Raw genomic sequence first — 25,765 nt, 5'->3', positions numbered from 1 at the left:
GATTAAAACGAAATGTCCAGTTTTGCAACAGAAATATGTCTAGAAATGCTAATGTGTAAAATGCAGAATACGGTTACAATTTTTATGTAAGTACTTACGAAACTAAAAACAGGAGATGATTTTATGAAATCTAGCAATAAATTTGAAACTTTTATTCAAAAATTTGCAGCAAAAATCCAAGAGAATCAATATATCCAAGCGATATCAAGTGGGCTTATGTCTTTAATGCCACTAATGATTGTAGGAGCAATGGCTTCATTGATTTCGGGGTTACCTTATCCTCCGTATCAAGAGTTTTTGAATAATGTTGGCTTAACTCACTTATTACAAATTGTAACTAAGTTAACTACGGACATAATTGCGGTCTACGCATCTTTCTCAATTGCCTATAAATTTGCAGTTGAACAGAAGCAAGATGGCTTTTCAGCAGGAATATTAGGTATGTTAAGCTTCTTAATTTTAAGTCCTTTAGGCTCTTTGGAAGAGGGCGGAGCCTACATTTCTTTTCAGTGGCTGGGCGGAAGTGGACTCTTTGTAGCGATGATTGCGGGCCTACTCGCATCAAAACTTTATACAATCATTTTACAAAAAGGTATTTATATTAAAATGCCAGACGGTGTTCCCCCAACGTTAGAAAAATCATTTGCGGCCATCGTCCCAGGATTTATTATTACACCGTTAATGGTGGCTATAACAGCAATTTTTGAACATACACAATTCGCTAGTATTCACGGATTTATCTTTGGTCTAATTCAAACGCCATTGACGAAACTAGGCGGAAGCCCTATCACTTTCATTTTTATGATTCTGTTTTGCCATATTCTTTGGGCGTTTGGAATACACGGTATGAGTATCTTTTTTGCAGTAATGTTCCCTGTTCTAACACCTCTAGGATTGCAAAACCTTGAAGCGTATCGTGCTGGATTAGCTCTACCGAATGTCCTGACTTTTGATAGTATTGGTTTTGCATTAATTGGTGGATCTGGTGCTACATTAGGTTTGGTGATTGCGATGCTCGTTAAATCAAAATCGAAACAATTTAAAACGATTGGAAAATTAGGAATTCTACCAAGTTTATGCGGAATAAATGAACCAATTATGTTTGGGGTTCCAGTTGTTCTAAACCCTCATTTTGTTATTCCGTTAATAGCTACACCAACAATTACTTTTCTGTTAGGTTATTTACTTACTCTAGTAGGGATACTGCCACGATTAAGTGGTATCAGCGCGCCACTAGGAACACCAATCATCATTCAAGGTTTTATTATTGGTGGGTGGAGAATTGCACTTTATCAAGTTTTTGCAACTGCTCTATCTTATTTTATGTATTTACCATTCTTTAAGAAAGCAGATAGCGAAGCTGTAGCAAATGAAACAAAAGCTAGTTCAAACGAAATGATCGAAACGATTGGAGCATAAATCATGAATAGACAAAATAACACTTTTCCAGAAGGATTCTTATGGGGAGGAGCAATAGCTGCTAACCAAGTGGAAGGAGCTTTTGACGAAGGTGGAAAAGGGCTTTCGACAATGGATATGATTGAGTATGTCCCTAGAGAAAATAGATCTAAAGGAAAAATACTAGACCTTATTTCCAAAAATCAGGTAGATAATATACTAAGTAATCCTTTAAGTGAAGGAAACTTTCCAAAAAGAAGAGGAATTGATTTTTATCATCGCTACAAAGAAGATATAAAGCTATTTTCTGAAATGGGCTTTAAAGTTCTGCGATTATCTATCTCTTGGCCGAGAATCTTTCCAAATGGTGACGAATCAGTCCCTAACGAGGAAGGGCTTAAATTCTATGAAAATGTCTTCCTAGAACTTAAAAAATATAATATCGAACCGTTAGTCACATTATGTCACTATGAAATGCCTTTACATTTAGCGACTAATTATGGTGGATGGGAGAATAGAAAACTCATTGATTTCTTTTCAAATTATGTCGATGTCGTTTTTAATCGCTACAAAGGACTAGTAAAATACTGGTTAACCTTTAATGAAATTAATTTAACGACAATCAATCCATACATCGGAGCAGGTATTTTAAAGGAGCGTTCAACTGATAAAAACGTTGTCTATCAAGCTCTTCATCACCAATTTGTCGCTAGTGCTTCGGCTGTAAAGCTAGGTCATTCAATTGATAGCGAATATAAAATAGGTTGTATGCTTGCACGCCTAGAAAACTATCCTGAAACATGTGATCCAGAAGATGTTTTGACAGCATTGAAGGATGATCAATATAATTTGTTTTTTACTGACGTCCAAAGTAGAGGATATTACCCCGGATATATCAAGAATTACTTTAACGAAAACAATATCGAATTGACTATAACAGATGAAGATGAGCATATTTTGAAAGAGAATACAGTAGACTTTATATCGTATAGTTACTATATGACAATGCTCTCTAGCAAAAAAATTGATGAAGAAAAGAAAGTAAATGGAAATATATTCGTAGGTATCAGAAATCCTTATCTAAAAAATACAGAATGGGGCTGGCAAATTGACCCTATAGGGCTGAGAATTTCCTTAAATAAATTATATGATCGTTACCAGAAGCCTCTGTTTATTGTCGAAAATGGATTAGGAGCGATTGATAAATTAGAAGAGGACTTCACCGTACATGACGAGTATAGAATTGACTATATGAAAGAGCACATTATACAAATGGCTGCTGCCATTAAAGATGGCGTTGAATTAATGGGATATACCAGCTGGGGATGCATAGATTTGATTAGCGCATCTACCTCTGAAATGTCCAAAAGATATGGCTTTATTTATGTAGATCAAGATGATTTTGGCAATGGCACCTTAAATAGATACAAAAAAGACAGTTTTTATTGGTATAAAGATTTGATTAAATCAAATGGTCGTAACCTTTAATTTCTAGTTACTATTTGAATGACCCTCATGGAGCAATGACAGGATTGTTATTACTTCATGAGGGTTATAAATGAATATCTATCATTTATCTTATCCAAAAATACTGGAATATAAAATTATTTTTCCAATTACGTTACTATGAAAGAGAAGAATTATATGAAATTTTTTAATTACGCTAACTGGATTACGGCTGAAGGGTGCCAAGTGACTAAGGAACCGACATTTTCATTAAAAGATATGTTTTTAGGAAATGCGAATGGTCATACATCTGATCCAGAAGAAAGATTACTGTCACCTAGATATTTTTTCAAAGCCTTCGACACAGATGAGAATATCGTAAAAGCTAAACTTAGGATTACCGCCCGAGGATTATACAAAGCCTATATAAATGGTAAAACAGTCACTGAAGCCATCTTCACACCAGATTATACAAGCTACGAAAACTATCTAATGGTTCAAGAATATGATGTTACTAATTTGCTAAAAGAGAACAATCTGTGGACAGTTATTCTATCTGATGGATGGTACGCTGGTCGAGTGAGTGTACAGGGTGGTAGCGCCCAGTTCGGCGATGAATTAGCATTAATTGCAGAAATTGAACTAGAATATATTGATGGCACGAAAGAATACATTTCAACCGATGACTCTTTTATAGCAACGTCCGGTAAACATGTCTATAGTGATATTTTTATTGGCGAGATGCAAGACTTGCAAAAGACTATTTCTATTACCAACTTGCCAAGTAAGCAATTGATACCTGTCCTTGAGAGAAACTATTCAAATGAAAACCTAGTCAAACAGGTTGGACCACAAGTAGTCGAACGACAAATGATTCCAGCAAAAAAGATTTGGCGAGAAGAGGCAAGTTGGATCATAGACTTTGGACAAATCTTAGCTGGCTACGCGACACTAGAGCTCAATCTTGATATAGGACAAAGAATTCAAATTGAACACAGTGAAGTAATAGATGAACAAGGAAACTTTATAAATAATATTGTTGGTCGAAACAAAGAGCAGACAGATATATATATTGGTCGTGGACAAAAAGAGTGCCTCAGACCTGATTTTACTTTCCATGGATTTAGGTATTTAAAAGTGTCAGGATATGAAGGAGACATAAGCTTGAAACAAGCTCATGCAATAGTCATCTTCTCAGATGTAGATGAAACAGGACAGTTCAGCTGCTCTAACCAAGATATTAACCGACTAATGGAAAATATAAAATGGAGTCAAAAAGGGAATATGATTTCGATTCCGACAGATTGTCCACAACGAGAAAGAGTTGGATGGACAGGTGATATCCAAGTCTTCGCACCTACGGCAACTTTTTTTTATGATATGAAATCTTTTCTTATGCGTTGGTTAGATAATGTTGTGGTTGAACAACTAGACAATGGCGAGATACTAGATTATACGCCCGCACCAAAAGATTTCTATCAGGGAATAGATTTTACTGGGAGCCTTTCCTCTGCTGGGTGGGGAGATGCCATCGTCATGATTCCCTTTGAACTATATAATAAATACGGCGATGCAACTATATTAAGACGATATTATGATGCTATGCTAAAGTGGCACGAATTTTCAAAAAAGAGTGCACAAGGTGATAAAACTGGCCATAAAAAATATATTTGGGATACGAAATTTCATTATGGTGATTGGATGTTTCCTAGCTTCATGTTAGGAAAGGATGCGCCAGGACCAATGGCGACTGCTGAAGCGACAAAAGATATCGTGGCAACTGCATTTTTGGCAAATACTAGTTACTTATTGGCAAAAATCAGTGAAATTCTTGATGAAAATCCACAACCTTTTTATGACTATCATGAATTAGTCAAAGCTGCGTACAACACAGAATTTATCAATGAAGATGGATCAATGAAAGTTGATTTACAAGGTTGCCTTGTTCTGACCTTGGCGTTTGATTTAGTTGAAGATAAAAATAAAATTGTTTCTGATTTGCATACACTCATTCAAAAGAATAATTTCCGTTTGGATACGGGCTTTCTTTCAATCCCTTATCTTTTAGATGTTCTCAGTGAGAATGGATATACAGATACAGCATTCAAGGTATTATTCCAAAGAGCGTGTCCTTCATGGCTTTACGAAATTGATCATGGTGCAACGACAATTTGGGAATCTTGGGCTGCCATTCAGCCGGATGGAGAAGTCACTAAAAGCTCATTTAATCATTATGCCTTTGGTTGCGTTGGAGACTGGATTGTACGAAATATTGCAGGGCTACAAGTAAAGGAACCAGGATTCAAAGAATTTTCTGTAGCACCGAGATGTTGTGGGGAAATTAAAGAATTTGAAATGACTTATCAATGTCTCTATGGCCGTATTTCAATAAAGAAAGTAAATAATACTCTGACAATCGTTGTTCCGAAAGAAACAAGAGCCTATCTGTACAATGACGATGTACTTGAGGCAGGAATACACACAATTGATTTAAATAAACTAGAAAGCGAGATTTCTCTTCATGAAATATAAAAACCAAAGAAATCCTATATTACCTTTAGATATTCATATTCCCGACGGAGAAGCTCATGTTATGCCTGACGGCAAGCTTTACATTTACGGTAGCTATGATAATCAAGAAGAGATTTATTGTAGCGAAGAGTACCATGTTGTCTCAACAAACGATTTGGAAACATGGGAGATTCACGATACCGCATTACATGGCAAAGATATCTATTGGTTCGATAATCCTAAATATCCACGATATCCTGGAATAGACTGGAGCAAACCTACGCCATTTATCAAAAAAATGTTAAGCAGTCATGAGCACGCTTCAGACAAAGAAAAATTTGAGAAAGCGGAGGATGGTGATAGAGCACCTTTATTATTCGCACCAGATGCTATCTATAAAGATGGAATATACTATCTATATTTTTGTATGCCTGATGATAGTGAAGGGGTGGCAACATCAAAAAGTCCAGTCGGACCGTTCATAAATCCTGTACAATTGCCTTGTGGTGGAATAGACCCAGCAGTTTTTATTGATGACGATGGTTCCGCTTATTACTACTGGGGACAATTATATTCCCATGGCGTAAAACTGAATGATGATATGATTAGCTTCGATGGTGAGATAAAAGAAAATCTGGTGACTGAGGAGGAGCATTACTTCCATGAAGGGTCCTCTATGAGGAAAATTGGCAATCTATATTATTTGGTCTATTCTAATATTGAACGCGGAAAACCCACTTCATTAGGTTATGCGACAAGTCTTTCCCCACTAGGTCCATTCACTTATCAAGGTGTTATCATTAATAATGAATATTGTGACCCAGCAAGCTGGAATAATCATGGTTCTATAGAAAAATTCAATGGGCAATGGTATATCTTTTATCATAGATGCAGTCGAGGTGTGCAACAATTTAGAAGACTATGTATTGAGCCTATTGCCATCAACGAAGATGGCACAATTGATGAAGTGAAAATGACCTCACAAGGTGTGGGAGCACCATTTAAAATAGGGGAACCCTTAATGGGTTATCAAGCTTGTGAACTTCACGGAACAGCCTATATTGACGTAGACAGCAAATATGGTGAAAAATTGACGAATATATCTGCTGAAGATGAAATCTTCTTCAGATACATCCAATCAGAGGAAGGGTTTCAGGGAATTGAGATGAGCGCCTCTGGTAGTGGTGTTATAAATCTTTTATTCGAAAATCAAAAAGTTGGACACATCAGAGTAGCTAGCGGATCAGTAATTGAATCCAATCTATCCTGTACGGCTGGAACATATGAGTTGAAATTGAAGATAGAAGAGTCAGATAAACTAGAAATTTTTGAATTGAAATTTTCCTGAAACTGATTCTATAGACGTAAAATAGCTTACTCTACAGAGCACCATTCAATAAGGAGTGGTGCTCTGTTTTTTTAGGACCCAGTTCGCTTACTAAGCAATTTTCCAAACTTGTGGCTAGTTGCGGTGTTTCCGCGCTTTTTGATAGCGTCGAAAATATCATGAATCCATTGGATAAAGAGTTTCACCTCTAAAAGTGGGTGTTTTACCTCGATATTTCTCTTAAAAGATGCGCAACTAGCCACAAGTCTTACAAAAATGGCTAATTTATCACCTTTTAATTAATGAGAGCAAAGTTTATAAGAGCTATAAACCTTGCAAGCTCGGTATTCTAAGGACAATTTTTATATAAAATATCTGAAGTAAGTTTACATTTATCTGGAAATTATCATCTTTATTGCTTTTTTCAAAGTTGTGGCTAGTTGCGGTGTTTTCACGTATTTTAGAAATGCTAAAAATAGCATGAATCCATTGAATAAAGGGTTTTACCTCTAAAAGTGGGCTTTTTACCTCAATATTTCTCTTAAAAGATGCGCAACTAGCCACAAGTCTTATAAAAGTGGCTAATTTGCACCAGCTTCACTTGGAAATAGGCTTAATATTCTTTTGCTAAAACTCAGCAAGTTTATATTCTTTTACCAATCCAGTGATATCTTCGCCTTCACCAAATGTTTCTTCCATACGATGTAACTCATTTAATAACCATAACTCCGTTCACTTTCTTTGCCATTCCCCAATGTGAGCCAAAACTGCTTGATCAATTACTTTGTTATATTCTTCTAAGCTAGTAGATGACTTGCTAATTGCCATTCTTCTCAGAACCTTTTTTTGTCATAACACCTTTTCACCTGTATTTTGACAGAATATACCTTATGCATATGTTTTTCCACTAAACTGGCGTATGCTATGGGTGACAGAGGATCCTTCATTGACAAGGAAAGCGTGAGGTAGATATGGAAAAAGAATTAGTTTTGAGTGTACTCAAACGACAAATTCGTGAGGGCTACTATCTATTAGGAGTAGACACAGCGACAGGAAGGAATGCGATGAATGCCAAAAATGGCGGTGCTGATCTAATTTTGGCGCTGAATTCAGGTAAATTTAGGCAGTTGGGCAGAAATCCATTAGCCGCTTATTTGCCTGTTGCGAATAGTAACGAGTTTGTCCGAGAGTTTTCTAGTAGGGAGCTACTCCCCGTTCTTGGGGATTTTCCAGTTATTTTTGGTGTGAATGCGACAGACCCATTTATGGATTCAAACGAATTACTGACCTATCTTTGCGATAATCATTATGCTGGAGTTGCCAATTACCCATCCATAAGCCTAATTGATGGGCACTTCAGGGAAGTTTTAGAATCAGGCGGGATTACTTTTACTCAGGAGTTGGAATTTATTCAGGCCGCAAAAGATGTTGGTTTATTCACGATTGGATTTGTCACGAACACATACGAGGCTGAGATGATGGATACGATTGAACCGGATATTCTCTGTATTCATTTAGGCCTAACTGAAGGTGACAGCTTGAACGCTAAAAGAGTACATTCTTTCAAAAGCATGCTAACGACCATTCAACAAATATGTACCTTGATGGAGTCAAAAAATTCCAGTAGTGTCCTGATGATTTACGGTGGACCAATTAACGATTGGATAGAAGTCCGCTACATTTATAATAAATTCCCTTTAGTCAAAGGATATATTGGTGGTGAACTTTTTGATCAAATTAATTCTCAACAAATTTTATCCTCGCAAATCGAACTATTTAAAGATCCGATTCATACCCAGCATACTAATTTGACCATTCGAATTGTGGAAGGAATCGATAAATATTCTGACCCTGTCGATTTTGTAAAAGAATATACTAATGAGAATTATTCAAATCTTATTTCTATGAACGAATTAGCTGAATTTGTCAATCTACGCCCCAGTTATCTGAGCGGTCTCTTCAAAAAAAGAACCGGTCATAATTTCACAGAATATCTGGTTAAATTTCGCTTGAACAAATCAATTGAATTGATGTGCTCTACTAATTTGCAATTTGACGAAATAGCAACCCTAGTCGGCTATCCAAATTATGAGCAATTCAGTAAAACTTTCAAAAAATATATGAAAAAATCCCCGAAGGAATTCAAGGAATCTAACATCACCACTCTTTTCTAGAGAGGAAGAACTGCATGACTGATAGAGAAAAAGCTGAAGCTATCATGAGAAAGTATAATCGCAACTAAGGACAACACAATGGAAACGAGCAGTTTAAGAATTCTAATGGCTTACTTTCTCTTTCGTCAGATGGGCTAATGAATAATAAATACCATCTTCGTTAATCTAATTTTAATTTTTCTAATTGATTACTAATCTACCACATGATACTATTGCATTATAACTACACAAAGAGGAGTGTTCATATGGATGAGAAGAAAAGTTCTGCTGGCGGCAAGAAAAACAACCCCAACATGATAGAAAACTTACGCAGGACACTTCTAGGAATGCCTAGTAGTGATCCCAATAATGGCACGACTTGGAAAGATACTTTGTTATTTATGATTATTCTTATTGTATTACTGGTACCTTTTAGAAGCTTATAAAAGCAATCAAAAATTTGGGATAATTTACACTGTGAATTATTTAGGGAAACACTGATGAAATGACTAAATACATACAAAAAATAATCCCGTTTTAGCCTCAGAATTGAGCACTCTACTCAATGAAGCAATTAATATTGACAACGAACATCAGAAAATAGAATAACTAATAGACAGTCCTTATCTAGGAGAAAGAAAGCAGTAAAACCTAGATAGGGGCTATTTGTTATTAAGAAAAAGAACCAATAACAAATTATTCTGACATTTGATGACGAGATACAGCCTGCTGATGTGGCTCTAATTTTATCTGCTGATCAGAGCTGTTCGAAAATTTTTGAAGCCGTGAAAATAGTGATAGAGCCTGATAGTATAAGGAAAACAAATATCGGGGGTATTTCGTTAAAGAACGAACTTGACCTTGATATTTGCCCATGCACATAATAAAATAATAAGTATTACATATTAATTAGGAGGCACTATGGCTAAAAAATTAGTCTTTTTACTGTTTGTTATTATTCTTATTCCATTCCAAGTAACTGCTTTTGCTGCTGAGGATATAATGGAAATAACAAAGGAAGCTGGTTATACCGATGTTTTAGAAATAAATAAACCCAAGACCTCGATTGTGGTTGATGGAACCAATGGTCAGATATTATGGGGAGATAATGTTGATGTCGTAAGAGAGCCTGCTAGCATCTCCAAGATGATGACTGTATTTTTAGTATTTGATGCAATAAAAGAAGGCAAGTTTACGTTAGATACGAATATTCAAGCGACAGAAAATGACCAGGCGATCAGCGAATTGTACGCAATCAGTAATAGTAAAATTGTGGCGGGTGTTGAGTATCCAGTCAGAGAACTTTTAAAAATGGTCGTGGTTCCTTCATCAAATGTTGCGACTGTTATGTTAGCCAATGTCGTTTCAGATAATCAAGCGGGTGAATTCATTAAGCAAATGAATGAAAAAGCGCACCAAATTGGCATGAAGAATACCCAATTCTATAATTGTAGCGGCGCTTCAGCGATTACTTTTGAAGGATTATATACGCCAGAAGGTTATGATCCATATGGAAGTAACACTTCAACGGCTCGCGATTTGGCCACGATGGTCTTCCATCTAATCAATGATCATCCTGAGGTATTGGAATTTACTAGTCAGCCTAAAGTGACAACGATGGCAGGCACTCCGTATGAGGAAACTTTCGAAACTTATAACTATTCATTACCGGGTGCTAAATATGGATTTGAAGGTGTCGATGGGTTGAAGACGGGTTCTGGACCTAGCAGTGCTTTTAACTATGTGGCTACAGCTAAACGAGAAAATACGCGTTTGATTGAAGTTATTATGGGCGTCGGTGACTGGTCGGATCAAGATGGTGAATATTACCGTCATCCATTTGGCAATGCGCTACTTAAGAAAACCTTTGATGAGTATGAGCAGCGATTGATTTTGCCAAAAGGAGAACACGAGATTGAAGGCAAATCAATCAAGTTAGAGAACGATTTTTACGGCGTGGTCAAGAAAAATGAAGAACCACAGTTGACCATTCAAGACAAACAAATTGTACTAACCAACCAGAAAGAATTGTTAACGGATAATATGCCAAAATTGGCTGCGAATTACATAGAGGGCAGTAAGACTGACGAAAAGAAAGCTGACAATGGGGATCAGAGTGCTGAGAATAAAGAGAAGACCCGCGCACTACCTACAAAATTATCTTCCATACTGGATAAAGTAATTACGTATGGCATACCGGCAGCTCTTCTTATTCTAGGCTTAGTCTTCCTATTCTTTCCAAGTAAACGTAAAGCAATCGGACGGCGCAGTCGGAAGTCTCCTAGAAAAGGCGTAATCGTCTTGAGAATCATTGGGGCGCTCTCAATCCTAGCCTCAATCTACTTGGTGATTAAAGAATTTATCTAGAATCTTGATATTAAGTTCATTAATAAAATAAGAAGCAGGCAGAAGTTGATTTATCCTATACGGATAAGCAAGTTCTGCCTGTATTTTTGCTATTCGGACGAAAACTGTTATTTATCTCGCCAACACCATAGACTTAAAATTTACTTTACATTTTTGAGACTGATTTTTTCTAATAGACTTGATGATTAATTCCAAGTTAAAGATTGATGTGCAAACGATTAAAAGATATACTAACCCTAAGAAGAAAAAGAGGTGGAGACGATGGACACTACAGTTAGCAAGCCAAATTATAGAAATAACCAATAAAACCGTATCGCTCTGTGGGTGGACGATTTGCCCGTTGATGCAGCGATACATAGGAGTTCATATGACTAAATATTTTAAGTTACATAAGCGGCAATTTGTTATCTATCTACTTGTTTCTATTGTCTACGCGTTAATTTTGGCGGGCACAGGTTTTGTCTACAGTCTGTTGACTGACGCGGCTTTAGGAGACAATTTTCAGCGTTTTTTAGGCGTAGCTATCTTTGCCATTATTTTTCTAATTGCGGATAGTTACTTTGATTTTGTGCCCAGGTATATACGGGCAAAATTGGTCAATAACATCTTGCATTCGCTGCGTTCAGAATTAATCACGCATTATATGGAGAAAGATTTGCAAGCGATCATGGAGGAGGATCCGACTGTGCGAACCGATCATCTAGTCAATCAGTTAGAAGTTGTCGAGACGAGTTATCTCAAGCCATTACTGTCCTCAATCATCAGCGTTTTTGTCTTCGGATTTTCATTGGCGGGTGCCTTTTATCTTCAAGGAACCTTGACTCTGATTATGTTGGCCCTGTGCTTTCTACCATTTTTAGCGCCCGTGATTAATCAACGCGTGCTTTCTAATAAAAAGCACATCGCGCAAACAGGGAAGAAGACTTATCTGGCAAAATTTGAGGACTTTTCTCGTAATCTATCGACATTGAGATTAGCAAATTCTTCAGCGATTTTTGCTAAGCTTTTACACAAGAGCAGTCGTACAACTGCGGGAGCTTCGGTTGATTTTGAAAAAGGGCAGGCACAGACCTATGCTATTTCTTATGGGCTAAGCAACATTGTTTATTCTGGAACATGGGTCATCGGCGGTATTTTCGTTTTCAAGAATTTACTAACGGTACCCGAATTAATTGCCATGACAACCTTGATGGGTACGGTGGCAGGTCCAATCCAAACCGTTTCTGAGCTTACAACAGAATTTACCTCAAGTAAAAAAGTCGTCAGTGAGTTTTTGGCAACCTTGTCCGAAACTAGTTCATCAAAAAGTAGTCCAGGGAAGCCGTTTAATGAAGAAATTACTGAGCTAACTTTGATGCACGTCAATTATCGGAGAAAAAAACAAGTTATCTTCAACGAGTTGTCCTATACTTTTCAGATGGGGAATAAGTACGCGATCATTGGAGAAAGCGGCGCTGGTAAAAGTACTTTATTGCAATTATTGATGGGAATTTTGACACCTGAAGAGGGGACGATTCGTCTAAATGGCGAAGCACTCACGGACTTTGATAAAGCTTCTTATTACCGACATTTCAGCTATGTTCCTCAGCGAACTGCTATTTTTTCTGGCACAATTGCTGAGAATGTCAGCTTATTTCAAGAAATCAATGAAGATAAAGTTCGGGAAGCTTTGCATAAAGCGGGCTTAAAAAATTGGTTAGCCAGTCAAGAGGAGGGCCTTCGCACCAATTTGACAGCCAATCGCTTATCAGGTGGAGAAGAACGCCGGCTGGACATCGCCCGTGCTTTATACAGGGAAGCTGAGATGATTATTTTGGATGAACCGACAAGTGGCTTAGATCAAAAGAATGAACAATTAATCTCGGAAGTGATCGCTTCTCTAACGGATAAGCTGGTCATCGTCGTGACCCATTCTACTCAGCCAGACTTCTTGGCTTCATTTGACCAAGTAATTCAACTAAAAAACAAGCAAATTGTTCAGCAATCGCTAGCAAACTAGGACACACAGCCTACTACTCAACGGTTATTCGTCAGATTGTTTCTTACAGATTTCGTCATAAATGTTCCAATAAAATAGTTAATTTGATTGGAGGAAACGCCAGGAAAAAGAAACCGAATATTATTGTTTGCGTAGTCTCAGCCGTCATCTCCGCCTTGTCTCACTCACTCGGAATATCCCTTTGTCCAATGGTAGCGACGGGTTGGGCAGTAATCGAAAAGCCTATTTAGTTCAAAAAGAGCGAGAACGTAAGAGAAGAGAACGCGCAAGATAATCACAATCGAACAAATTGAGAGTAGAAGTATGAAGGAAATTCAGATGGGGGATAGAGACGTGAAGTACGCGTTTCTGTCTTCTTTTTCTTTGAATATTAGAATAGAATTCTTTTAAGGATACTTATATTGTTCTTTATTTTCATCCACTCACAAGCATGGTAAGATTAGTGAATACAAGTGAACAAGGAGAGACAATCATGGAAATCAAAAAAGTTGATTACACAGAGAATTCCGAACGAATCAGCCAGTTACTAACGGATCAGCAAATAGAACTGTTTGGCGAAGGCTCAGAAAACAAAGAGTTCTTTTCTATCGCGGCGTATCAGGAAGAAGATTATCTTGGTGGACTAACTGCTGTGCTGACAGGCAATCGACTACACATCAGTTTATTGGCGATAAAACCTACCTATCGAGGTCAGAATTATGGCACTCTATTAGTCGAAGAAGCTGAAAAAATTGCTACTGCAAAACACTGTAAGCACCTAACGGTCAACACGCAAGAGTATCAAGGATTGACCTTTTATCAAAAGTTAGGATTTAGCGTCTACGGTCAGATTGAGGACTGCCCGTTTGAAGGGACGACGAAATATTTCTTGCGAAAATTAATTGCTCAATCACTCTCATAACGAGCAACGGCTATTTGTTTAGCTACATTGAGCAATCGCTGATTGGACGGAACTTTTTGAGTTTCGTCCCAATTTATTACTAGTGCATAGTCCATCTACTCAAATAAATTTCTATTCAACCCAATCTTGACAACGATAAGATTAGATAATACACTATCATCATAGGGAGGTGAGCGTATGCCAAAAGGGCAATATCATCATGGCGATTTGAGAAGACAGTTAATCGAGCAGGGAATCCTGATGCTGAATACTCACCAAGTGGATCAACTTTCTCTACGAAAAGTTGCCGCGAATTGCAACGTAAGTAATGCCGCACCGTATGCCCATTTCAAAAATAAAGAGGAATTTATCCTGGCTATGCAGCACCATGTCTTGGCAAAATTGACTGAACGGTTTCTGCGAATTCTTGATGAAAATGGCAAAGTCCCTGAAGTCTTACCGATGTTAGGTGAGGAATATGTCTTATTTTTTATAGAGAATCCTTTATTTTATAAATTGCTCTTTTCGAAAGGCGAAGCAGAGATCCATTTTTCTTTAAGTTTAGATGTCGAGACAACAATCAAGCCATTTGAAATTCTGAAAGAAGTTTCGTTGACCGTTCTCTCAGATAAATATTCCAACGAGGTCGTGCAAGATAAAATCTTGACGATGTGGGCGACGGTTCATGGCTTAGCCGGCATTATGAGTATGACCGACGACATTAATCAAGTGGATGCAACACAGCGAATACGCGCTTGTTTATCTTATCTATGTATTTGATGGACGAATAATCCGGAGAAGCATAGATAGTTTTTTAAGCAAATCTTTACGGTGTTAAGATTCGGATTTACATAGTTATATTCAGAAAAGTATTTATCTAAAAATAATTTATGACTACATAAGGAGGATTTTTATTATGAATTTAATCGAAGCAATGGAAAATAGGCACGCAGTGAGAAAGTTTCGGAGTGAATCAATCGAACAGTCTGTGCTGACTGAATTAACTGAAGAAATCGCACGTTGCAACCAAGAATCAGGATTATCGATTCAGTTGATTATCCAGGACAAAAATACTTTTAGAGGATTCTTACCTTTCTTCGCAGGCTTCAGAAATGTTTCGAATTATTTAGCATTAGTCGGGCCGAAAGATGATTTGTCGCTAGAAAAAATCGGCTATTATGGCCAAAGAATCGTCCTCAAAGCGCAACAATTAGGCCTGAATAGTTGTTGGGCTGGACAAACATTTAAACGAACAAACTGCCAAGCAAACATTAAACAAAATGAAACGCTAGCTTGTGTCGTAGCATTAGGATACGGAAAAACAGATGGCAAACCTCATCAGTCCAAGCCAATGAGCGAATTATGTAGCACCGATCAGGCAATGCCAGCCTGGTTCGAACAGGGGATGACCGCAGCGATGCTCGCGCCAACTGCCAATAATAAGCAAAACTTTTTTATCGAATTAAAACAAGATGAAGCCATTTTTAAAACAGAAAAAGGCACCGCAAACCATGTAAGTTTGGGGATTGTTAAATATCAATTTGAGTTGGGGCATAGAGGTGTGAACAAGGTATTATAATTCTGTGCTAGATTTTATACAGAAAGTGGCAATCAACGGAAAAATGCTTTACCAATCAAACTCGGTCTATTACTGGGAAATCTTTGAGCTTGTCTAACAACCATCCTGTTAAAGATTGTGCTTGGCTCAAGAATTTACCTATTACTTGTGCTAGCGGTACTTGGTTATGTGGCGGTCATTACGTCGTATTATCTAGGGCAGAAAATCTTAAAATAAACATCGAATGATCGAACAACCAATCCAAACTTCACCAAAATTTCCCTTGACTACTAGATAATCTTTTGTTATTCTGATTAAAATTAAATAATAAAACACTGAGAAAAAGAAAGTAAAGTTTAATGGATATTCTAATAGAGAGCCTTGGTAGCTGAAAAGGGGCGGATAGACATAGATTTGAAAATGGCTTTTGAGTGGGTACTTTGAGAAGTAAAATTTTAGAAGTACACGGCAATCCCCGTTAGAAAGATGCCAATATCGCAGAGATGAATCAGTCTATGCTGCATTGGAACAGAGGCAAAAATCGTCAAGGTTTTTGCGAACAAAGGTGGTACCATGTAAACAATACTTACATCCTTAGAAGAGCAAGACTCTTTTAAGGGTGTTTTTTATTTTTTAAATTATGAGGAGGAAAAATACTATGTGTGAAACGATTCATCAACATGAAATTGTCGGGAGCTTTTTACGCCCAGACGAATTAAAACAAGCAAGAGAGCAATTTGAGAAAAAAGAAATTACAGCGGAGGCTTTAAAAGAAGTTGAGAATCGTCTGATTCGCGAATTAGTCGCTAAACAAAAAGAAGTTGGATTGGCGTTCATCAGTGATGGCGAATTCCGTCGTAGTTATTGGCATTTGGACTTTTTCTGGGGCCTCAACGGGGTGGACCACGTGGTAATGGATCAAGGCTATCTTTTCCATGGGGAAGAGACTAGAGCGGATTCAGCTCGTTTATCTGGCAAGGTGGCTTTTAATCCTAACCATCCAATTTTTGAAGAATATTCATTTTTAGCTGAAATCGCAGATGGTACACCGATTCGTCAGAGTATTCCAGCGCCTGCTCAATTATTAGCAGAACTAACTCGTGGCGTGAACGAAGAGGCTGTCGATCGAATTTATCCTGATCGTAACGAGTTATACAAGGATATTGCTGCAGCGTATCGTGAAACAATTTTAGCTTTATATGAACTAGGCTGTCGCGATGTCAAATTAGATGACTGTACGTGGGGCATGCTTGCGGATAAAAATTACTGGAAAGCTAGAAACAATGAAACGCTCAGTATCGATGATTTACAACAGCTATACCTTGATTTAAATAACAATGGAATTGCTGATTTACCAGAGGATTTACATATCACTACACATATTTGTCGAGGTAATTACCATTCTACGTGGGCTACATCTGGCGGTTATGAACCAGTAGCAGAAACTTTATTTGGCAAAGAAGATGTCTCAGCTTTCTTCTTAGAATTCGATGATGAACGTTCTGGCGGATTCGAGCCTTTACGCTACGTGCCAGAAGGGAAACAAGTCGTGTTAGGCTTAGTGACCAGTAAAAATGGCCAATTAGAAGACAAAGAAGGCTTGATTGAGCGAATTAAAGAAGCCAGCAAATATGTTCCTTTGGATCGTCTAAGCCTGAGTCCTCAATGCGGTTTTGCTTCAACTGAAGAAGGCAATATCTTAACCGAAGAAGCACAATGGGCAAAATTAAAATTAGTTATAGACGTCGCCAAAGAAGTTTGGGGCTAAAAATTAGTTGTGAGAGAAAAAAACTGTGATACTATAAATACAGAATTATCAAAAATTTACGCGGCATTCGTCTGCGTAAATTTTTTGACTATCACAGGGTTTGAAAGGAGGAGCTAGTGAAAAAAGAAGGAACGGGTAAAGGGGTCATACTTGCGCTAGTCGGTGCGACGCTTTGGGGAATCAATGGCGCGTTTGCAGATGTCGTCTTCTCCAAATTCAATGCCCCAGTAACGTGGGTTGTGGGCACGCGCTTATTAGTCGCTGGATTTCTCTTATTGCTGTATACAAAACTAGTGTTAAAACAGCCGCTCACATCTATTTTTCGCTCGAAAAAGGATGGCATAACCTTACTCTTATTCAGTCTAGTGGGAATGATTGGCTGCCAATATCTATTCTTCCTATCGATTGGTAAAAATGGGGCCGGACTAGCAACAATTCTACAATTTACGTCTCCAATATTCATTTATTTTTACCTAATCATTAAAAAGGAAAAACTGCTACATATAAAAGAAATCATCTACATACTGCTAACCTTTATCGGCGTATTTTTATTAGTCACACGCGGGAATTTCCAGCAATTATTGATTAGCTATTCAGGATTATTAATCGGTATCGGGTCAGCCATTGGCGTGGCTTTCTATACGTTACAACCACGAGCACTATTAAAAAAATATGGCTCACCATTAGTCGTCGGTTGGGGCATGTTCCTTGGCGGATTGGCGTTTCAATTTGTACGGCCCATCTGGCAGCCAGGATTTGAAATCACTATGCAAGTTGTATTTTATATGGCCTTCATCATTATTGTCGGCACAGCCATTTCATTTTGTTGCTACCTGGCCAGCGTTAATTACATCGATGCCTCACTTTCAAACGTCATCGCAGCCGCAGAGCCATTAGTCGCAAATATTTTAGCGCCAATACTTCTTGGCCAAACCATGACGCTCATTCAGATGGTGGGGATCGCGATAGTTTTAGTATCCGTCATTCTATTTGCCAACCATGGTGAAAGAGGACGCAGAAGACTTGAACCATCTATCGGTGACTGAATAGGTAAAGAGTAGAGAATAGGTAGTATTCAAACTTACGAACTTTAAAACTAGACGCTGACGTTTTAACTCAGCTTGAACTATCAAAAAGAAGATTGATTGACTACTTACTTGAAATAGTCGACCAATCTTCTTTATTTAATAGTAGATATTTCTCTCGTCTTCAACTGAACAGACTCTTTTTCAATAGCTTCCCTCTGATACCTCACTCGATTCATCTCAAATACAGCATCTGCTTACCCATAACTTCATAAGCTTTCCGAAATTTCTTAATCGCAACTTTACGATTTTTATAGCCATATGGATCATTGACATAGACATATTTATCGGTGATTCCTGTGACGATAACCGCATGGCAGAGCCTGCAAACGTCAATTGTACCGCTGCGTGTTTGCCAGGTAAGCCAGTCATTTGCTGTTGGAATTTGGAAATCGAGTGTCGTAATGACCCAGACGGGATTGCCTGTTTTAAGTTCTTTTTCTATCTCGGAAAAATTGATATCACTGCCTGAAATGACTTCTTTCTCTGTACCTACAATCTTTTTTGCGAGTGTCGCAATAGGTTCGACAGCGACACCCATCGCAGCTAAACCACCCGTAATATTACCGACAAAGCCATCGTGTGGATTGCCATGATAAACTGAATCCACCATGACCGGAACGTAGCTCAGCTGATCAGCCAAACTATTTTTGTCCACTGAATAATCAAAATATCGAAGGAGCATCGATAGCGCAGTCACTTCACAACCATTTTCCAAGGCTACCTCAGTAAATTGACTTTCTAAGGGCACATCAAGTATCTTTTGGCTGGCTAATTTGGGCTGAGGACTTGGCACTAGTACCGGTACACTAGTTGGCTGAGAGAACAAAATACCGACAACCGTCAAAGCAATCAGTAAGATGAGCACACCGTACCTTTTGACTACCAGATGCTGTTTCATCAGAGAATAGAAGAAGTTATTTATGAGATAATTTATCGGCTGATTGATTCCATTTTTCATCTAATTATTATTTGGAAGCTTCAAGAGCTAGTGCTTGTTTCAGCTCTCCGACAGTGGTTGGTTCGATTGACGTGGTTTGCTTTTGCCCATTCTCGTCTTCAATGCTAAATCCTGCGCCAAACACGAAGCCATACCCGTCGTCTTCTTTAACAGCAGTGACAAGTTTCGTATCATCTGGTCCAAAGAGTGTCTCCCGCTCACTTTTTTCCATTTTTCTGAAACGCGTAACCGCAAGTTCTAAACTTGTTGGTGTTTTTTTTGAATCTCCAGCCACCGAATCTGTGCTCTGTTTATCTTGTATCTGTGTCTTCACAGTTGTTTGTTCGGCCATATTTGCCGTTTCTGTCGTAAAAGGAATCATCACAAGACTCGTTACGATAACTAACAGCCCTCCAGCCAAGCCTATTTTCCATTTTCTCATATCAGTTTCCTCATTTCTTTTTCGTCATTATTTTTTGGAACACAGTAAGCTTACTGGAAAATAGTTAGAATCTTATTCAAAAGTCATAACTAACGGTTTACAAGTAATAAGTTGTCAGCATTTTGGGAAAGTTATTTTATTTATCGATTAATTATAAGCTGAGGCTTGAAATGTCTTAAAGAGAGGAGTAGACTTCTGATGACTAAAGTTCTTGAAGTGACGAAAACAGAGAGAAGGATGAAAATGAAAGTTGCCCTCTGCGATGATGAGCCTATCTGGACACAACAAGTTGAAGAAATTCTAGAAAGTTATGGACCCGTTCATTTTGATGTCGAAATCTACTATGATCCGCAAAAACTCTTGCTTGCAATCAAGGAAACCTCCTATGATTTCTTCTTTTTAGATATCGAGATGCCTGGTCTATCTGGTCTTGATCTAGCTAGAGAGATCAGAAAAAATAACTCACTTGTCCCTATTATTTTTTTGACCAGCTACAAAGAATACATGCCTGAAGTATTCGCCTTACAGACATTTGATTATGTGATGAAGCCAGTCACTAAGGAAGCTATTTTTCCAGTACTAAACAGGATAATGAACTATCTACAGGTGCAAGAAAAGGGACTCCATTTTTCATACAAAAAAATAGATTATTTCATTGAGTTCAGAAAAATTATTTACTTTGAAAAAGACAAACGCAGCGTGCTGATTAATACGACAGAGGGGCAATACACAACGATTCTTAAAACGGATGAGCTAATGAAACGCTTGGATAAACGCTTCGTCCGCGTGCATAATTCCTATATAATCAATTGTTTTTTCATTTCAAAATTGGAAAATGAAGCAGTATGGTTGAGACAACAAGATGAATCTCCGATAATTCCTGTCAGTAGAAATTATTCAAAGAGCGCTAGGGCAGAAATCGTCCAGCAGTTAAAGGAGATTATGTAGCCTATGCTTAATTTCTATGACCTCACGCGATTGTTATTTATTGTGCAAATAATCCCCCCAGTGCTACTTACCCAGCACTTAGTAAAAAATAAACAGGTAAAATCGACGCCACTGGTTATTTTTATAGCATTGGTACTAATTCTATTGGGACAATACTTGATTAATCTATCTGAACTATCTGTATCAGTAATCGAATTTCTCACGGATTTATTTGGCGATAGTGGTGCGTTTTTGATCCCTAAAGTATTGAATAGCCTTTGCCTTTTCATGAGCCTATTCTTAATTACCAAAAGGAACAAATTACCGTTGCCACAAATGATTTTTTGGACATTATTGTTAGCTAACGGATTTTTATTGATCGATTCATTCGTGACTGCTTGCTTACGATTATTTTTATCCGCGCCACATTCTGTTTACCTCAGTCTATATGTCGAAGCGGTTCTATCACTTTTCTTCAAAATAATCTTTGTCCAGCTCTGCCAGATTCCATTTAATCGACAGCGCCAACGCAAACTGCTAGTCTGGGAGAGTCAGGTCCTCATAATACTTGGCATTGTTGCTTTTTTATCGACTAGTTCGATTCTCTTTGTACAGTTAAAACAGCAAACTGGCGTCTTTTCCGTCCGCGTGCAATTTTTCTTAATTGGCTTAATTTTCTTATTCAGCACTTGTTTCAGCTTTCTATATTTCACCATTGAAAATCAGCTTGAGAAAGTAACAAAATTAACTGCTGAAAATCAAGCATTTGAAGGAGAGTTACAGCTAATAAAATCCACTCAAGAAAACAATGAAAAAGTGCGAACGCTACGCCATGATTTGAAGAATCAATACATTGTCCTAGCTGGTTTACTTGAGCGACCAACTGATGAAAATCTGAAATCCGCTCGTGAATATATCAATCATTCGCTAGTAGATATTCAGCAGACAGAACTTTTCTTCACACATAATTTTGTTTTAAACTTCCTCTTAAACGAAAAATACGCTCTAGCAAAAGAGCAGGGGATTCAACTAGAAATTAAGGTATTTTCTCCAGAAACGTTCGCATTGGAAGAGTCTATTTTGACTATCATCATTGGTAACTTGCTCGATAATGCAATCAGTGCCGTTGACCGTAATCAGGAAGATACCCATCGAACTATTTTTTTCACCATGCGAATATTTAACAACAATTTGAAAATTGAAATCGAAAATCAGTTTGATCCAGCTGAAATAAAGGATCGAATGGACAGGCAAAATAGGGGACTAGGCATCAAAAATATCCAGCGAGCAGTCGACCAAGTGGGCGGTCTCTATCAACAAGAAATTGTCGATAATCTATTTCGAACCACTATTATTCTTTTCTCAATTACCAAATAAATTAAGAACCCACACCATTTTCACTTACGAGAAGGGTGTGGGTTCTACTTAATTTACCGAAAGATATTCGGTTATTTGATTATCTTTCCTATATTTTTTATACAGGTACTTCTACAGGCATTTCGATAGTTCTTAGTACTTTCGTGAAGTATTCTGACGAGTACACAGCGCTGGTGCGTTCATACAATTCTTTGATTAATTCGCGTTCGTTAAATTGTCCGACGACTGTCACTAATGAAGTTACGCTGCCCACAACTTGGGCATACATTAGCTGGCTGATAGCTGGAGTGACTTGCAGTTTTCCGGCCAACGCTTCACAGAATTTTTGGTAGAAGAAAGATTTGGTTTCTTCCATAGAAGTTTTGTCGGTGGTTAACGAAATGTATTGTGTATGTTCTTCTTTAATGTAGCGATAGAAATTGTTCATGAAATCAAATGGTGTGGCATTTTTTGAAAAATATTCCGTTTCGATATGTTCAAGAATCATCTCATACACAGCTGTTCGCAAGTTATTAATATTTTTAAATTCCATATAAATAGGCTGTGTAGAAATGCCCATTTCTCGTGATAATCCTCGTGCGGTAACGGCACTAATTCCTTCTTCTGTTGCTAACTTATAAGCTCCATCTAAAATAAATGCAGCAGTAAATACTTTCCCTCTCATACGTAAAAGCTCCCTTCATTTTTGTATCTTTCCCGTTTTATTATAATTCCTAACTGATTCTTTGCAGAAATGGGGTAGGAAGTGTTGTGCTTAATTTGCAGTCCATTGATTCTTTATAGTAAGTATGACAATCCTTCTCGACAATCGAAATGATCTCATCCTCTGAACAATTATGTAAGTCTGTTTCCAACCAAAAGAAAAATAGAATTTGTAGTTTTGCATCCAAGGTCAATGTTTTTTCGATATTTCCTAAATATGTTTCCTCACTTGTTTCTATAATGATCCTTGAAAATTCTCGTTTAATCGCTTTATAGTAGGCAGATAATTTTTCTGTATTTGGTTTAAGTGCATGCTTTTGTAAGGATTGATCGTAGTCAGAGAAGTAGGCTTCGACTTCCTTACTTATGAGTGATATCTTATTTGTCATGTGTCCGCTTCCTCCTTGTTCTATCTTATCGTTCCTAAAAAATCTCCTCCTCATTCGGGATCTGACAAGCGACTGGTCATGTCCCTATATACAAATAAGCAGTATTTCAAAAGTAGCTGATGGCTTAGCTCTTTTGATTACTACCACAAATTTATTATAAATCAGAAAAGGGGAGCGCCCGTCCACAAAATTCTTTATTTTATATAAAAGTCTGGACTACCTAAAACAACTGTTATTTTTTATTTGCTTTAAAGCGCTGGGCAAATACATTGTTTTTCACGGAAACATGCGTTATCATTGGGTATATCCAGTGTTATTTTAAAGGAGATTTGTCTACAAAAAATTATTCTCTCATACAAAAACTTCGAAAAAAATCCAATATTTTTTTTCTAGAGAAAAAATATTGAGACAAAAACCATAAAATAATTTAGTAGACTACTATATAATGAAGGGAGAACTCTGGATGAACCCAAATCACCTATTATTAGAAGATCAATATTATAAGACAACCGTCTTGCAATATATTGAATTAAATAAAAATCAATATTGTACGATAAACAAACTAAGTGATGTTCTTTCACTTTCCAAATACAAAACCGCGAAATTCATTCAAATGCTCCATGAAGAATTGAATTTATTATCTTCTAATATCAAGATAGAAATTCTTTCAAGTGGAGAAATTCTTTCAAAAAACATTTCACATAAAACAACTAAAGAGCTGCGAGTGAGTTATTTAAAATCAAGCACACTCTTTCAATTGTTCCATAATTTCCTGGTGAAGGAGACCCCCTTGGAACGACAGATAGAAGATCTACATATGAGTCGATCCTCCGCTTACAACCAACATCGAGAGTTGAAAGATATTCTCAAAGCAGACAATCTTATTCTTAAAAAAAGTCAAATCTTAGGGGATGAGTTTCAGCTACGCATCCGCCTATACAGTCTTTATTATGAAGCATTTAATGGTATTTATAGTCCCTTTCCGGATTTTATTCAGATTAAAGCGGAACAGCTGATTAATCAATTAATGACGCTGACAAAATGCACGCTTTCTGAAACGAAGAAAATAAAGTTGACTTCCTTTTTAAATGTTTGGTTGACTCGACTACGAACAAAGCATTACATAACAGAAAGTTTTGTCACATTAGAAGAGTCTTCATTCAAGGAATATCTCACCGAAGAGCTCATACATAGCTGGGGCGTACCCAGAGATCAGGTAACGAATGAAATTGCGTATTTGTTCTCATTTATCTACTTAGAAAACATTGATAAAAAGCTAGTCGAAAGCTTTTTGCGCAATGATACAGAGGTTGCGGTGGAGCAGACAGCTCATCAATTCTTCGACTATCTATCAAACGAATGTCTGCTAGATGAGCAGGATAAGCGCGATTTATTTAATGAGGTCAAAGATATTAATCGAAAATGGTTGATTTACCATTTTAGAGAGAGCACATTTACGATTAAGACAGAATTTCATTATTTTCAAGAGGTCAATCCAAAGCTCGATTCGCTGGTGAAAAACTTCTTAAATCAATTGAATCACAAGAACTTATTTATCAGTGAGGCGGAGATGAGTAAGCTCTATTACGACTATCTATTTTTGCTAGTCACGAAAATTCCTATATCCAAAATAGAACATCCGTTATACATATGTATCGATTTTTCGCATGGGGATAATTATAACCAATACATTCGATTGATGCTCTCTTCCTTACAAAGTATGAACATAAAATACGAGAAAGAGATTACGCGTCAGACGGATATTTATATTTCAGATTGTTTGATTCATCAAAGAGGCTATAAACAATTGATATGGAAAAAGCCACCAACACCTGATGATTGGCGGGACTTAGGGGAACTATTGGTTGAACTTAAGGGCGCGAAAGGTGAAAGGATTTAAAAATGAATGAACGAATGATTTCCTTCTTGATGGTACCATTACTTTTTTCATACCAAACAAATAACATTATGTTATTTGAAGAATCTGTATCAGTGGAACGAAAAGAACATTTCCAACTCGATGAATACACTGCTAGCAGTAGGGAAAACACACTAATTGTTGAGAACGAACACAAAGATAACTTCAAAAAGAAATTACTATTAGAAAAGAAAATGGCGGACATGGAACAAGAAACTGTCTTAAACGATTCAAATGATGAGGCACAATTAGGACGGGTATTGGCCAGTATGTCGGGAACGATTTTATTTGGAACTCGATTCTAAGTGAGCGAAAAAGTTAGCGACATTAGCCATTATACTGTACAGAAAATAGTGATTTTCACGAATACTTGATGGAAATACAGCCTCAGAGAACGAACGACTCTGCTGGTTGTATTTCCGTTATTTCTACCTTAAAAAGAAACATCGTTTATTTTTGAAATAGGCGTATTCCTAAAATAAACATTTGCGAATAAACATGTACTAACAGTTGCTACAAATTTTATCGAACACTTGAAAATGATAGAACGAACACCACGAAAACTATTTATACACGAA

General features: G+C 37.3%; 21 protein-coding genes and 1 other annotated feature. Of the genes, 17 read left to right on the top strand and 4 right to left on the bottom strand.

What is annotated here, in order from left to right:
- Window positions 1-123 precede the first annotated feature (123 nt).
- The 13 genes from BAU15_RS07205 (at window position 124) to BAU15_RS07145 (ending at window position 18,453) form a co-directional block, all read left to right on the top strand.
- A complete protein-coding gene (locus BAU15_RS07205) occupies window positions 124-1,419 on the top strand; it encodes a PTS sugar transporter subunit IIC (RefSeq protein WP_161842065.1) in 1,296 nt (431 codons plus the stop codon).
- Window positions 1,420-1,422: 3 nt separating this feature from the next.
- Window positions 1,423-2,886, top strand: a complete 1,464-nt coding sequence (locus BAU15_RS07200; protein ID WP_161842064.1) for a 6-phospho-beta-glucosidase — start codon at window positions 1,423-1,425, stop codon at window positions 2,884-2,886.
- A gap of 156 nt (window positions 2,887-3,042) precedes the next feature.
- On the top strand, window positions 3,043-5,376 hold the full coding sequence (locus BAU15_RS07195; protein ID WP_161842063.1) for an alpha-L-rhamnosidase: 2,334 nt from the start codon (window positions 3,043-3,045) through the stop codon (window positions 5,374-5,376).
- On the top strand, window positions 5,366-6,703 hold the full coding sequence (locus BAU15_RS07190; RefSeq protein ID WP_161842062.1) for a family 43 glycosylhydrolase: 1,338 nt from the start codon (window positions 5,366-5,368) through the stop codon (window positions 6,701-6,703). Before BAU15_RS07195 ends, BAU15_RS07190 begins: the two co-directional genes overlap by 11 nt.
- A gap of 950 nt (window positions 6,704-7,653) precedes the next feature.
- Window positions 7,654-8,856: a phosphoenolpyruvate hydrolase family protein gene (locus tag BAU15_RS07185; RefSeq protein ID WP_161842061.1), complete on the top strand. Its 1,203-nt coding sequence runs from the start codon at window positions 7,654-7,656 to the stop codon at window positions 8,854-8,856.
- Between the two features lie 245 nt (window positions 8,857-9,101).
- Window positions 9,102-9,281 carry a hypothetical protein gene (locus BAU15_RS07180; protein ID WP_161842060.1) on the top strand — a complete coding sequence of 60 codons (180 nt, stop codon included), beginning with the start codon at window positions 9,102-9,104 and terminating at the stop codon, window positions 9,279-9,281.
- A gap of 475 nt (window positions 9,282-9,756) precedes the next feature.
- Window positions 9,757-11,202 carry a DUF1958 domain-containing protein gene (locus BAU15_RS07175; RefSeq protein ID WP_161842059.1) on the top strand — a complete coding sequence of 482 codons (1,446 nt, stop codon included), beginning with the start codon at window positions 9,757-9,759 and terminating at the stop codon, window positions 11,200-11,202.
- 367 nt (window positions 11,203-11,569) lie between these two features.
- Window positions 11,570-13,201: an ABC transporter ATP-binding protein gene (locus BAU15_RS07170; protein WP_161842058.1), complete on the top strand. Its 1,632-nt coding sequence runs from the start codon at window positions 11,570-11,572 to the stop codon at window positions 13,199-13,201.
- A 472-nt stretch (window positions 13,202-13,673) separates the two neighbouring features.
- Entirely contained in the window at window positions 13,674-14,102 is a 429-nt protein-coding gene (locus BAU15_RS07165; protein WP_161842057.1) for a GNAT family N-acetyltransferase, read from the top strand.
- 177 nt (window positions 14,103-14,279) lie between these two features.
- The gene (locus BAU15_RS07160) at window positions 14,280-14,861 is read left to right on the top strand and encodes a TetR/AcrR family transcriptional regulator (protein ID WP_161842056.1); all 582 of its coding nucleotides are present in this window, start codon (window positions 14,280-14,282) and stop codon (window positions 14,859-14,861) included.
- 136 nt (window positions 14,862-14,997) lie between these two features.
- Complete coding sequence (locus BAU15_RS07155) at window positions 14,998-15,660, top strand: nitroreductase family protein (RefSeq protein ID WP_161842055.1); 663 nt, start codon at window positions 14,998-15,000, stop codon at window positions 15,658-15,660.
- 307 nt (window positions 15,661-15,967) lie between these two features.
- Window positions 15,968-16,238, top strand: a binding site (T-box leader).
- 59 nt (window positions 16,239-16,297) lie between these two features.
- Window positions 16,298-17,407, top strand: a complete 1,110-nt coding sequence (locus BAU15_RS07150) for a 5-methyltetrahydropteroyltriglutamate--homocysteine S-methyltransferase (RefSeq protein ID WP_161842054.1) — start codon at window positions 16,298-16,300, stop codon at window positions 17,405-17,407.
- Window positions 17,408-17,523: 116 nt separating this feature from the next.
- Complete coding sequence (locus BAU15_RS07145) at window positions 17,524-18,453, top strand: DMT family transporter (protein ID WP_161842053.1); 930 nt, start codon at window positions 17,524-17,526, stop codon at window positions 18,451-18,453.
- A 214-nt stretch (window positions 18,454-18,667) separates the two neighbouring features.
- Here the strand turns inward: BAU15_RS07145 and BAU15_RS07140 are convergent, their stop codons facing one another.
- Complete coding sequence (locus tag BAU15_RS07140; protein WP_237580151.1) at window positions 18,668-19,453, bottom strand: C39 family peptidase; 786 nt, start codon at window positions 19,451-19,453, stop codon at window positions 18,668-18,670.
- A gap of 7 nt (window positions 19,454-19,460) precedes the next feature.
- Window positions 19,461-19,874, bottom strand: coding sequence for a hypothetical protein (locus BAU15_RS07135; protein ID WP_161842051.1), 414 nt, complete (start codon window positions 19,872-19,874; stop codon window positions 19,461-19,463).
- A gap of 198 nt (window positions 19,875-20,072) precedes the next feature.
- Here BAU15_RS07135 and BAU15_RS07130 point away from each other — a divergent pair, with 198 nt between their 5' ends.
- Together BAU15_RS07130 and BAU15_RS07125 are read left to right on the top strand one after the other, a co-directional pair.
- Window positions 20,073-20,822, top strand: coding sequence for a LytR/AlgR family response regulator transcription factor (locus BAU15_RS07130; protein WP_161842050.1), 750 nt, complete (start codon window positions 20,073-20,075; stop codon window positions 20,820-20,822).
- 3 nt (window positions 20,823-20,825) lie between these two features.
- Window positions 20,826-22,178 carry a sensor histidine kinase gene (locus tag BAU15_RS07125; protein ID WP_161842049.1) on the top strand — a complete coding sequence of 451 codons (1,353 nt, stop codon included), beginning with the start codon at window positions 20,826-20,828 and terminating at the stop codon, window positions 22,176-22,178.
- A gap of 97 nt (window positions 22,179-22,275) precedes the next feature.
- Here BAU15_RS07125 and BAU15_RS07120 read toward each other — a convergent pair whose 3' ends face one another.
- Entirely contained in the window at window positions 22,276-22,842 is a 567-nt protein-coding gene (locus BAU15_RS07120) for a TetR/AcrR family transcriptional regulator (protein WP_161842048.1), read from the bottom strand.
- A 49-nt stretch (window positions 22,843-22,891) separates the two neighbouring features.
- Window positions 22,892-23,269, bottom strand: coding sequence for a DUF7006 family protein (locus BAU15_RS07115; protein WP_161842047.1), 378 nt, complete (start codon window positions 23,267-23,269; stop codon window positions 22,892-22,894).
- Between the two features lie 463 nt (window positions 23,270-23,732).
- Here BAU15_RS07115 and BAU15_RS07110 point away from each other — a divergent pair, with 463 nt between their 5' ends.
- Together BAU15_RS07110 and BAU15_RS07105 are read left to right on the top strand one after the other, a co-directional pair.
- Window positions 23,733-25,169, top strand: a complete 1,437-nt coding sequence (locus BAU15_RS07110) for a helix-turn-helix domain-containing protein (RefSeq protein WP_161842046.1) — start codon at window positions 23,733-23,735, stop codon at window positions 25,167-25,169.
- Window positions 25,170-25,171: 2 nt separating this feature from the next.
- Complete coding sequence (locus tag BAU15_RS07105) at window positions 25,172-25,492, top strand: hypothetical protein (protein WP_161842045.1); 321 nt, start codon at window positions 25,172-25,174, stop codon at window positions 25,490-25,492.
- The last annotated feature ends 273 nt before the right edge of the window (window positions 25,493-25,765 follow it).

The organism is Candidatus Enterococcus huntleyi, from assembly GCF_009933175.1.
Taxonomy (GTDB): Bacteria; Bacillota; Bacilli; order Lactobacillales; family Enterococcaceae; genus Enterococcus_K; species Enterococcus_K huntleyi.
Note: the sequence above shows the minus strand (reverse complement) of the source record. Positions and strands in the feature narration are given on the sequence as shown.

What these genes read in the sequence shown, in the direction of transcription:
- BAU15_RS07110 (WP_161842046.1), top strand. Translation starts at nt 23,733, where the DNA reads ATGAACCCAAATCACCTATTATTAGAAGATCAATATTATAAGACAACC.
- BAU15_RS07130 (WP_161842050.1), top strand. Translation starts at nt 20,073, where the DNA reads ATGACTAAAGTTCTTGAAGTGACGAAAACAGAGAGAAGGATGAAAATG.
- BAU15_RS07185 (WP_161842061.1), top strand. Translation starts at nt 7,654, where the DNA reads ATGGAAAAAGAATTAGTTTTGAGTGTACTCAAACGACAAATTCGTGAG.
- BAU15_RS07170 (WP_161842058.1), top strand. Translation starts at nt 11,570, where the DNA reads ATGACTAAATATTTTAAGTTACATAAGCGGCAATTTGTTATCTATCTA.
- BAU15_RS07160 (WP_161842056.1), top strand. Translation starts at nt 14,280, where the DNA reads ATGCCAAAAGGGCAATATCATCATGGCGATTTGAGAAGACAGTTAATC.
- BAU15_RS07190 (WP_161842062.1), top strand. Translation starts at nt 5,366, where the DNA reads ATGAAATATAAAAACCAAAGAAATCCTATATTACCTTTAGATATTCAT.
- BAU15_RS07200 (WP_161842064.1), top strand. Translation starts at nt 1,423, where the DNA reads ATGAATAGACAAAATAACACTTTTCCAGAAGGATTCTTATGGGGAGGA.
- BAU15_RS07180 (WP_161842060.1), top strand. Translation starts at nt 9,102, where the DNA reads ATGGATGAGAAGAAAAGTTCTGCTGGCGGCAAGAAAAACAACCCCAAC.
- BAU15_RS07155 (WP_161842055.1), top strand. Translation starts at nt 14,998, where the DNA reads ATGAATTTAATCGAAGCAATGGAAAATAGGCACGCAGTGAGAAAGTTT.
- BAU15_RS07175 (WP_161842059.1), top strand. Translation starts at nt 9,757, where the DNA reads ATGGCTAAAAAATTAGTCTTTTTACTGTTTGTTATTATTCTTATTCCA.
- BAU15_RS07140 (WP_237580151.1), bottom strand. Translation starts at nt 19,453, where the DNA reads ATGAAAAATGGAATCAATCAGCCGATAAATTATCTCATAAATAACTTC.
- BAU15_RS07135 (WP_161842051.1), bottom strand. Translation starts at nt 19,874, where the DNA reads ATGAGAAAATGGAAAATAGGCTTGGCTGGAGGGCTGTTAGTTATCGTA.
- BAU15_RS07120 (WP_161842048.1), bottom strand. Translation starts at nt 22,842, where the DNA reads ATGAGAGGGAAAGTATTTACTGCTGCATTTATTTTAGATGGAGCTTAT.
- BAU15_RS07115 (WP_161842047.1), bottom strand. Translation starts at nt 23,269, where the DNA reads ATGACAAATAAGATATCACTCATAAGTAAGGAAGTCGAAGCCTACTTC.
- BAU15_RS07195 (WP_161842063.1), top strand. Translation starts at nt 3,043, where the DNA reads ATGAAATTTTTTAATTACGCTAACTGGATTACGGCTGAAGGGTGCCAA.
- BAU15_RS07205 (WP_161842065.1), top strand. Translation starts at nt 124, where the DNA reads ATGAAATCTAGCAATAAATTTGAAACTTTTATTCAAAAATTTGCAGCA.
- BAU15_RS07125 (WP_161842049.1), top strand. Translation starts at nt 20,826, where the DNA reads ATGCTTAATTTCTATGACCTCACGCGATTGTTATTTATTGTGCAAATA.
- BAU15_RS07150 (WP_161842054.1), top strand. Translation starts at nt 16,298, where the DNA reads ATGTGTGAAACGATTCATCAACATGAAATTGTCGGGAGCTTTTTACGC.
- BAU15_RS07105 (WP_161842045.1), top strand. Translation starts at nt 25,172, where the DNA reads ATGAATGAACGAATGATTTCCTTCTTGATGGTACCATTACTTTTTTCA.
- BAU15_RS07165 (WP_161842057.1), top strand. Translation starts at nt 13,674, where the DNA reads ATGGAAATCAAAAAAGTTGATTACACAGAGAATTCCGAACGAATCAGC.